Raw genomic sequence first — 1061 nt, 5'->3', positions numbered from 1 at the left:
GGGTGACGGTTTATTGCGATTGCGACGACATCGGCTCGAATTGTTTCGGCAAGGGGAACTGCCAAGCAACGGTGAGCTTGCCGGGAGACAAGTGTCCGTTCAGATAGACGGCGGAAGAATGAAAATACGCGGCAAAATGAGGTCCGCATCGGCTTCGAGTGAGTCGCCCGCTGATGCCGCTCAGGGCCAAGCCGATGTGCCCGGACGCTCAGCTAAGAAACCCTCTCGTTCGTTTGCATCAGACTGGCGTGAGCCCAAACTGATAACGATCTTTGTTCACGACGATCAAGGACGGATGGTCAAAGAGCATCGAGCGACAATCGACGGCACGTTGCTTGGGCCAGACGCGATCGCCGAAGTGGTGGCGATGCACCTTCATCGACTTGGGGGCGCCGAAGCGCAAAGCGTGACGTTCGTCGCCGACGGCGCCCCTTGGATCTGGGGTCGTATTGATCGAATCATTGAATTGGCCGGGTTGACCGATGTGGTTACTCATCAGGTCTTGGACTGCTGTCATGCGGTGCATCATGTCTCCAAGGCACTTGCTTCGCTCGGCCTCGACGCAGAGGTCCGCCGCCAGCATTATCGTCAACTGCGAACGCTGTTGCGGAACGGCCAATGGCGAAAAGTGGTAGATGAGTTAGCAGGGCTTGAACGCAAAGACGGATCGACGGCGGAGTTGGAGACGGAAATCCACTACCTCTGTCGCCACGGAGAGGCGGGGCGATTGAGCTATCCCGCCTATCGACGAAGCGGTGTTCCTTGTGGTAGCGGTGCAATCGAAAGCAGCATCCGCCGGGTAATCAATTTGCGACTGAAGAGCAACGCGATGTTTTGGAAAAGTGAAAACGCGGAGCAGATGCTTCAAGTTCGTGCTCATTTGATCCCAGATCGTTGGGATGAATCGATCGGCGAGCTGGCAGAATTTCGACGCACCCAGGCAAGCGACGGCTGGCACTGGGAGCCTCGCCCGATGAGTTGCAAAGTTGAAGCCCCTGATCAACAACTTATTTCGACCGGCGATTAGCGTGATTTCCGCGTCAACTAAATGGGAATGCACC

1 protein-coding gene is annotated in these 1061 nt (G+C 56.3%); it reads left to right on the top strand.

All coding sequences use genetic code 11. From position 1 onward, the window contains the following. Positions 1-295 precede the first annotated feature (295 nt). A complete protein-coding gene (locus tag H1B37_RS32915; protein ID WP_182871505.1) occupies positions 296-1027 on the top strand; it encodes a hypothetical protein in 732 nt (243 codons plus the stop codon). Positions 1028-1061 lie beyond the last annotated feature (34 nt).

The sequence above is a fragment of the Stieleria mannarensis genome, assembly GCF_014154935.1.
Lineage (GTDB): Bacteria > Planctomycetota > Planctomycetia > Pirellulales > Pirellulaceae > Stieleria > Stieleria mannarensis.
The sequence above is the reverse complement of the archived record's forward strand: the minus strand, read 5'-3'. Positions and strand labels throughout refer to the sequence as shown.